The sequence below is a fragment of the Gemmatimonas sp. genome, from assembly GCF_036405635.1.
In the GTDB taxonomy this organism is placed as follows: domain Bacteria; phylum Gemmatimonadota; class Gemmatimonadetes; order Gemmatimonadales; family Gemmatimonadaceae; genus Gemmatimonas.
The window spans coordinates 21,815-29,962 of record NZ_DASWXE010000089.1 but is presented as its reverse complement, the minus strand read 5'-3'; the positions used below and the strand labels follow the sequence as shown (position 1 = coordinate 29,962).

Annotated in this window: 4 protein-coding genes; 1 reads left to right on the top strand and 3 read right to left on the bottom strand. The window is 65.5% G+C overall.

Annotated elements, in window-relative coordinates; all coding sequences use genetic code 11:
• Positions 1 to 4,654: translocation/assembly module TamB domain-containing protein (locus VGE27_RS07490; protein WP_331049022.1), on the top strand; the 4,654-nt coding region annotated here is incomplete at its 5' end.
• A gap of 34 nt (positions 4,655 to 4,688) precedes the next feature.
• On the opposite strand, the gene VGE27_RS07485 is transcribed toward VGE27_RS07490, so the two are convergent.
• The 3 genes from VGE27_RS07485 to VGE27_RS07475 form a co-directional block, all read right to left on the bottom strand.
• Positions 4,689 to 5,384: a PEP-CTERM sorting domain-containing protein gene (locus VGE27_RS07485; RefSeq protein ID WP_331049021.1), complete on the bottom strand. Its 696-nt coding sequence runs from the start codon at positions 5,382 to 5,384 to the stop codon at positions 4,689 to 4,691.
• Positions 5,385 to 5,586: 202 nt separating this feature from the next.
• A complete protein-coding gene (locus VGE27_RS07480; protein WP_331049020.1) occupies positions 5,587 to 7,098 on the bottom strand; it encodes an ABC1 kinase family protein in 1,512 nt (503 codons plus the stop codon).
• Entirely contained in the window at positions 7,095 to 8,000 is a 906-nt protein-coding gene (locus VGE27_RS07475; protein ID WP_331049019.1) for an SDR family NAD(P)-dependent oxidoreductase, read from the bottom strand. Before VGE27_RS07475 ends, VGE27_RS07480 begins: the two co-directional genes overlap by 4 nt.
• Between the last annotated feature and the right edge of the window lie 148 nt (positions 8,001 to 8,148).

The window sequence follows — 8,148 nt, the reverse complement described above, 5'->3', positions numbered from 1 at the left end:
GTGGGTGGCAGCCCTGCTGCTGTCACTGGGGGCCGGCTTGGTCACCACCTACTGGTGGCTGACGGGCACCGAGGGGGGACGGGCTTGGCTGCTCGCCAAGGTCATCGAGAGCGCAAACGGCGTCTTTGGCGGACGCGGAACCCTTCGCATCGGCGTGTTGCGTGAAGTGAGCCGCGGCCGGATCGTCGCGGAACAAGTGGCACTGGTGGATACCGCGGGCGTGCCGGTGGTGACAGCCGAACGACTTGGTGCATCGTTGACGTGGGGCGCGTTGCTGCGAAAGGCCATTCGCGTGAATGATCTGGTGATCGACGGTCTGGTCATGGATCTGCGCCAGGATACGCCGGGCACGCCCTGGAACATCGCGCACATCATTGCGGGTGACACCACCACCAAGGTGCCGTCGCTGACGCCGGGATTTGGCGACGATGTGATCATCTCGTCCATCGCAGTGGCGGGCGCAAAGATCACGACGTTCGCACCATGGGAACCGCATCCCATGTTCACTGGTGCGGCGCGCGACAGCATTATTGCGTTGCGCGACAGCACGTCCGATCTCACACCGGCCAGTGGTGGGCGTTGGTTCGAGCGTCGCACGATCGAACTGAGTCGTCTCAAGGCGCGCGACGTGGTGGTCGTGGACGCACGCAAGCGTCCCTCCTCACTCCAGATCGATTCACTGAGCGGTTCGATATCTGCGCCACCGGTGCCGATCAAGAATGCGGCCGGCCGAGTCTTGTGGACCTCCGACTCCCTGATGCTCGACCTGCCGCGCGTGGAGCTGCCGGCCTCGGTGGGCAGCGCCAAGGGCACAGTGGCATGGAATCAGCCCGGTGCCGTGCGCTACGACGTACAGGTGAAGGCCGATGCTGGACTGTCCGACCTGAATTGGGTGTGGGATGTACTGCCCATGGAAGGACGTGGTCAGGCGGACGTGCGTCTGCGGACGCTCGAAAACCCCGACGACACCGAGTACGCGCTGACCAATCTCGATGTGCAGACGGGTGGCTCGCGCATTCGTGGCGGTATCGCGATCACGGTACGCCCGGCGGATCTGCTGCTGCACAAAGTGGACTTGGCCTTTGCGCCGCTGCGCAGTGACCTGCTGCGTCGCATCAGCTATGACGCGGTGCCGGAAACCGTGAAGGGCAGCATCACCGGCCGTCTGGTGGCCGCAGAAGGCGGCCCGCTTTCGGCGCTCAAGCTCGACCTGCTCGAAGCGCGATTTGTTGATGAGGCCGTGGCGTCGGGTGGGCAGGGATCCGCGGTCTCCACTGTGACGCTACGCGGCACGGTGGGTATTGGCGCAGAGCCGCGTGCCACGAACATGGCGGTGAGCAATCTGCGCGTGGACCTGCGCTCGCTCAAACCGTTCATGCCGGACTCGCTGACCGTGGACGGCCTGCTGACAGGCACGTTGTCGCTGCGGTCGGCCGACATGGCGCGCGCCGATGTGCCGCAGCTTGCCCTCGTGTGGACCGACGCGGCGAGCAATGTGTCGTCGGTGCGGGGCCGCCTCACAGCGCGCTACGATCGGGATGACATCGAGGTGAACACCAACCTCGCGCTGGAGCCGTTGTCGATGCGCGCCATTGCCCGCATCGACACGATGATCCCCATCCAGTCGCGACTGGCGGGTCGCGTGGCGCTGGACGGCAAGTTGTCCGCGCTCAACTGGCGTGCCGAACTGGCGGCGCTCTCCGACGAGGAGGCGGTGCGGGCCGTGGGCGAATTCGCGAGCGCCAACGCACGCGCGGATTCCGCCCGGACCGATTCCACCGGCACCCTGACTGGTGAAGGCGCGCAGGGCACGTGGGCGCGCAGTGTGGCGTTGTCTGGCACGGCGTCTGTGGGGAAGCGATCGTGGCGAGCCACGGCCGATGGATCGTTGTTCAGCGTGGACGCACGTCGCTGGTACGGGCGTACCGACATGCCCGCCACGGCGATCAGCGGAAATTTTCATCTCACGGGGCAAGGCCCGCTGGACACGTTGGCGGCGCCGGTCGCTGCCGATAGCGGCGATGTGCGCGTGCTCAGCGGTCGTGCGGTGGTGCAGCTGCAGCAGGCGCAAGCCGAAGGACAGCCATCGTTTGATCTCGTGGCGAGTGCTTTGCTCGATCCGCAGCGGTTGGTTGTCGATTCCGCGTTGGCGCACCTGGGCGGCATCACCTTCGACGCGCGTGGTGGTCTGTCGCGCGATTCGCTCCAGTCGGACACGCTGCAGGTGTCACTGCGTAGTGACTCGCTCGATGCCGCACGCGCTGAGCTCACACGCCTCGCGGGCATGCTGCAGCCGATGGATTCGGTCTCGGCTCAGTCTCTGCGTGATGTCGCGGCCGATACGTTGAGCGGCGACCTGTCATTGTCGGGATACGTGGTGGGCAGCTTCACCGCCGCGCAAGCGAACATGGCTGTGGGTGGGCGTGCGCTGCAGGTGGGAGCCATCAAGGTCGGCCGTATCTTCGGGTCGCTGCGTGCAGAAGACGTGTTCCGACGTCCGACGTTCGAGGGTACGGCCACGTTCGACGAAGTGACGGGTATCGGCGCGGTGCGCATCCAGAGTGCGACGGCGCGCGTGACCGAGGCCAATCCCGACAGCGGCCGCTTGGTGCTTGACGTGGGTACGGAAACCGACGCGCAGTTGGTCGCACGCGGCGGCTACGGCATCAAGGATGGTGCAAGTACGATCACGCTCGATTCGTTGCGCCTTTCGTATGACGAGATTTCCTGGCGCTCGCAGCAACCCATCGTGGTGGTGACCGATTCCGCCGGCCTGCGCATGCAGCCCGCGGAGCTTCGCTCCACGGAGGGCGGCGTGTTGGCGGTCGATGCCGATGTGCCGACCACAGGTGACGTGCGAGCCAACCTGCGACTCGAGCGGTTCCCCGTGGGTGAAGTGGCAACCCTCCTGGCGGGTACTGCGCCCTTTGATGGGACACTGACTGGCAGCGCGGAACTGCGCGGCAAGCGGGAGGCGCCGCTCATCGGGTGGCAGCTCACGGGAGATTCACTGGGTGTGAACGGCTACCGGCTTCCGTCGGTGGTGTCGAAAGGCAACTACGCGGACCAGCGTCTCGTCGCAGAGGCGTCTATTTCCGACTCACTGGGCGGCACCCTGCGCGTTTCAGGGCGCATTCCGATCGATCTCCGCATGGCGTCGGTGGAGAAGCGTCTGCTGAGTGACGCAGTCGAAGGGGCCTTGGTGGCGGACTCGCTGCGCGTGCAAGCCTTGCCGATTCAGATCGATGGCGTCAGTCGCCAGCGTGGCGTCCTCTCGGGCCAACTGACACTGGGCGGCACATTTGAACGCCCCAACGCCACTGGAACCGTCACACTGGAAGGCGCTGGCGCCAGCTTCGATCAGCTTGGCATTGCGCCGTACGATGGGCGTATGGTGGTGCGGGCGAATGCCGATTCCATCGTCCTGGAGTCGCTTCGGTTGCGCAGCGGCCGTTCGGCGAACGACACGATATCGGCGCAAGGCGTGTTGCTGATGCCGGCCAACGATCCGATGCGCGTGGACGTGCGACTCGCGGCCAACAACTTCGAGGCGTCGCGGCAGCGTGACGGCATGGACCTCGACGTGAGCGGTAACGTGCGCGTGGCGGGTCCTCTCAAGCGTCCGACGGTGAGTGGCAATCTGCTCGTGCCTCGTGCCAACATCGTCGTCAATCCGCTGGGTGAGCGGGTCGCTCTCGATCTCAACAGTGAAGCGGCACGCGAGCTGCTGGGTGCCGACGAAGTGCCCGTCGCTGAATCCGCAGCGCAGTCGCTGTCGGCGTTGGGATCACTGATCACGGTGGAAAACGCGCGCGTGGATCTGGGCAGTGAAGTGTGGGTGCAAACGCCCGAGGCCCGCGTGAAGCTTGGGGGGGGGCTCACCGTGGCCATGAGTGGAGATCGTCTGGCACTCGATGGTGAGATCACGGCCAGTCGCGGCCAGTATCGTCTCGCGCTGGGTCCGGTGGTACGCAGCTTTGCCGTCGACTCGGGAAGCGTGCGGTTCTACCCCAACGCCGATATCGCGCCCACGCTCAACATCAACGCGACCAACAATGTGCGGGTGACCGATCGCGGCGATGTCCCGATCAAGCTCCACATCAGCGGTGCGTACGACAATCCGGTGCTCACGCTGTCCAGCACCGATCCATTGTTCGCGGCGGCACCGGAGTCCGAAATCATTTCGTTGCTCATTTTCGGGGCACCGACCTTTGCACTGGATGGTCAGCGAAAGAGTACGGTGGATGCCGTGGCGGGCGTGTTGATTCCGACCATCGGTGGAGCGGTCGAGGGCAAGCTGCAGAGCATCTTGCCGGGCAACTTCAACACGGTGCAGGTGAGCACCGGCAACAATCAGTCGGGTGAGAGCGTGGGCGGTATCGCCAGCGCGGTCAATCTCAGTATCTCTGCGGGCAAGCAGATTGGCGATCGCACCTACCTGCGGCTCAACACAGGCGTCTGTCGAGGCCAGCAGGCCGCTCGGGGCAACCCGCTCTGGGCGGGTATCGCCGCGGAATACACCATTGCGCGGGGCTGGATGGCGCAGGTCGGTGTGGATCCGGGAAGTGCGCCGTGCTCGCAGGTGGGCTCCAACGATGCGAAGCCACCGGCGATGCAGTTCGGCTTCGACCTGTTCCGCAACTGGATCTTCTAGTCGCGGAACAGGTGGTGGCTGATGCGGCCGCGGATCAGGCGCTGGTCGCGCTGCGACGCCGACGGGCGAAACCGAGAGCGATCAGCCCGCTGCCCATGAGCAGGTAGGCGGACGGTTCCGGTACGGAGACCGGACGGGTGCGGCTGGTCAGGTATTCCTGATTCGACACTTCACCCTGCGCATCGTTGTCACTGAGGACGTACCAGTCGCGCGTGAGGTCGGTGTAGTCGCCGATCGCGAGCGTCGTGAACTGGCTGGTGCTGATGCCGGCGCCGAACAGGTTCCAGATGGTGCCCTGGATGTTCTTGGCGTTGTAGACGTTGCCCGTGAGGCCGTCCTTCGTGACGTCGTACTGCTCGATGAGCCAGGCGGCCTGCTGGTACTTCACTTCGTTTTCCGCGCGGGTCTTGCTGAAGTCACCGTTGCCGACCACGCCACCCAGGTTCGACGAGAACGCCGTCGAGAAGTACTGGTCAGGGCTGGAGTTGGTGTAGTGCGTGAAGTCGACGCACCAGATGATGGCGTTGGTCAGTGTCGCCGTGCCCTGAACGCCGAACTGGGCGTTGAAGCCGCTCAGATTGGCGAGGTACGGGGCGACATTGTAGCCGGCCAGGGTGCCGTTGTTGGACTGATCGCCGGTGAAGGTCACGGTGCCGAGGACGGGGGCCTGGGCGGAGGCCGAGGACGCGATCAGGGTCAGCGCGGCGGCGATCGTACGGAAACGGTTCATCGGTCTGGGGCGGAGGCTATGGGCAGTTGCGAACACTGAGCCTTAATGCACATGCCGTGCCACAGAGTGTGCGGCAATTTGTTCCGCTAGTGTCAATGAAATCAACCACTTCCAGATGCCGGGAAGGTGCACGGCAAATCAAGCACTTGTAGGGAGCTCATCCATTGTGGCATCAACCCGACGCACCCTCGCCACAGAATCGTCAGCTCGGCGCGCGCAACTTTTTGGTCCAGCCTTGCACCCAGCTGACCGCCGTGCCGGCCATCGCACCCAGCGTCGCCGCGAATGTCACGAGCGGTTCGCGGTGACCGTCATCGCCCAGCAGGGCAGACAACAATTCACCCCGCAAGCGCATCACCACCGGCGATGCAACCCGGAGGCTGTTGAAATGACTGTCGTACCGCACCCCCACGCCCTCGATCAGCGCCGCGGTGCGGGCGAAATACACGAGCTCTCCCGGCAGCACGATGGGCCAGTTGAGCAACTCCCGCATCACCCGTTCGGCGAGCACCTTCGCCCGGTCCGACATGGACGTGTCGCTGTACGCGATATCGAGCAGGGTCGCCACCAGGTCTCGCATCGCGTCCGGCGTCGAGTCGGTGGCAATCATGCCAAGGGCGAAGAACCCTGCGGCTGTCGCATCGGGGTCACGGCTGATGGCGGCCAGAATGGTGTCGAACAGCGCCTTGCGGGTGGACACCGACACGTCGATCACCATGCCAAAGTCCAGCAACACCAGGCGCCCCTGCTGGTCCACCAGCAGGTTGCCGGGGTGGGGGTCGGCATGGAATACGCCGTCCCGCAGCATCATGCGGGCGTATGTCTCGATGAGCATCTCGTTCAGCGCGCGCGCTGAGACGCGCCCAGACGCAAGCTCCGCGTCGAGACGGTCGATGCGGGTGCCCTCGAGATATTCCATCACGATGACATCGCGCCGCGTGAGCGCCGCCTCCACCATGGGAATGCGCAGGCGAGGCTCGTTGGCAAACCGTTCGCGCATGCGCATGCACTGCATGGCTTCGCGCTCGAAATCCATCTCCTCGGGGATGTGCCGGTCGAACTCCTCCAGCACAATCGCGAAGCCGCGCACATGATGGTGTGCCCACTGCCGGTACAACCAGGCCACGATGGCGCGGGCGAGGCGGGCGTCGCGCAGCACGATCACGTCCACACCGGGTCGCAGTACCTTCACCACCACATCGCGGCCCTGATAGCGCGCCCGATGTACCTGACCGATCGAACCTGCAGCCAGCGGCACCGGGTCGAGGTCGTCCACGATGGACTCGGGAGCGGCGCCCCACGCCTGCTCCAGCGCGGCCCGCAGTTGCGGCCACGGCACGGGCGGCACCTGATCGGTGAGGCGGGAGAGGTGGGTGATGTAGGGTTCGGGCACGAGATCGGTGCGGGCCGAAAACACCTGCGCGAGCTTCACGAAGGCCGGACCGAGTGCCGACAGATGATGCACCAGGGCGCGCGCACGGCGCTCATGAAAGGCTGCCGAACGTTGCAGCGGCGCCCCCCATCTGATCCAGCGGCGCCGGTCACGCAGGAACGAGAACAGCAGCGGGGCCACGCGCCATACGATGACGAAGAGCCGGGGCAGATCACTCCAGCGCAACGGAGCAATGGGATGTGTCCCAGGCGGCTGGGGTTCGCCGACGCTCGTCGGGGGCGCGGCCACATCAGGTGTCCCGTTCGCGGACGGCAAGGTCATGCCGGCGAACGCAGGTGCGCCCCGGTGAGCCCTTCACTCAGCCTCCAGAGCTGCTCGGCACGCCCATCATCCTGCGCGGCGCGCGACATCGAGCCGGGGTGGCGCTTGTACCAGTACTGGCCGGAGGTGTCAGTGACTTGCGGATCCATGGACGTGGCGAGCCACACCATGGTGTCGGCGCCCTGTTCCGGCGTGACCGAACGCAGGTCCATCACACGGCGTAGGAAGCGACCCATGGCGCCATTATTGGTGGCGAATCGGGTACTCACCACGCCGGGGTGCATGGCATGGGTCACCACATCCGCGGCTGTGAGGCGGCGGGCCAGCGAGCGCGTGAACAAGATGTTGCACAGCTTCGAATTCGCGTAGGCGCGCCATCCGCGGTAGTCGGCGCCCAGCTGCACGTGGGCGAGATCGAGACGCGCATTCTTGTGGGTCCGGCTCGCGACGTTGACGACCCGGGCGGGCTTTCCCGATGCGCGCGCCGCCGCGTGCAGGCACGGTAGCAGCTCCAGCGTGAGCACGAAGTAGGCGAGATGATTCAGCGCAAAGGTCCGCTCGATCCCGTCCGCCGTGAGCGCATGCTCGAGAAACATCGCGCCGGCATTGTTGCACAGCACGTCGATGCGCGGATGGCGCTCCCGCAGTAGCTGTCCCACATCGCGGACAGCCGTCAACGTCGACAGGTCGGCGATGAGCCAGGACACCGTCCGACTGCCGGTTTCGGACATGATGGCGCGAGCGGCCGCCGCCGTCTTGGCCTCGTTGCGCCCCACCATGACCACCGTGGCGCCCAGTCGCGCGAACTCCCGCACCGCGGCCTTACCGATGCCATCGCTCGCACCGGTCACCACGATGACGGGAGCTGGTGCGAGGGGCATATCGGTGGCAGAAGGAACCATGTGTGACAACTAGCCGAGGGGGCCTCAACGGAGAAGGGGAGGGCAGGCGAAGGGCGGGTTTGCACCCGTCTCCTTCATCTGCACCTCCCCCATACGCCGACCGCGGTCAGCGGGATCCAGTGTGCACACCGAACCTCGCGCCGGGCCG

Excerpts from the sequence above, each read along its gene's own strand:
- VGE27_RS07485 (WP_331049021.1), bottom strand. The coding sequence starts at position 5,384 with ATGAACCGTTTCCGTACGATCGCCGCCGCGCTGACCCTGATCGCGTCC.
- VGE27_RS07480 (WP_331049020.1), bottom strand. The coding sequence starts at position 7,098 with ATGACCTTGCCGTCCGCGAACGGGACACCTGATGTGGCCGCGCCCCCG.
- VGE27_RS07475 (WP_331049019.1), bottom strand. The coding sequence starts at position 8,000 with ATGGTTCCTTCTGCCACCGATATGCCCCTCGCACCAGCTCCCGTCATC.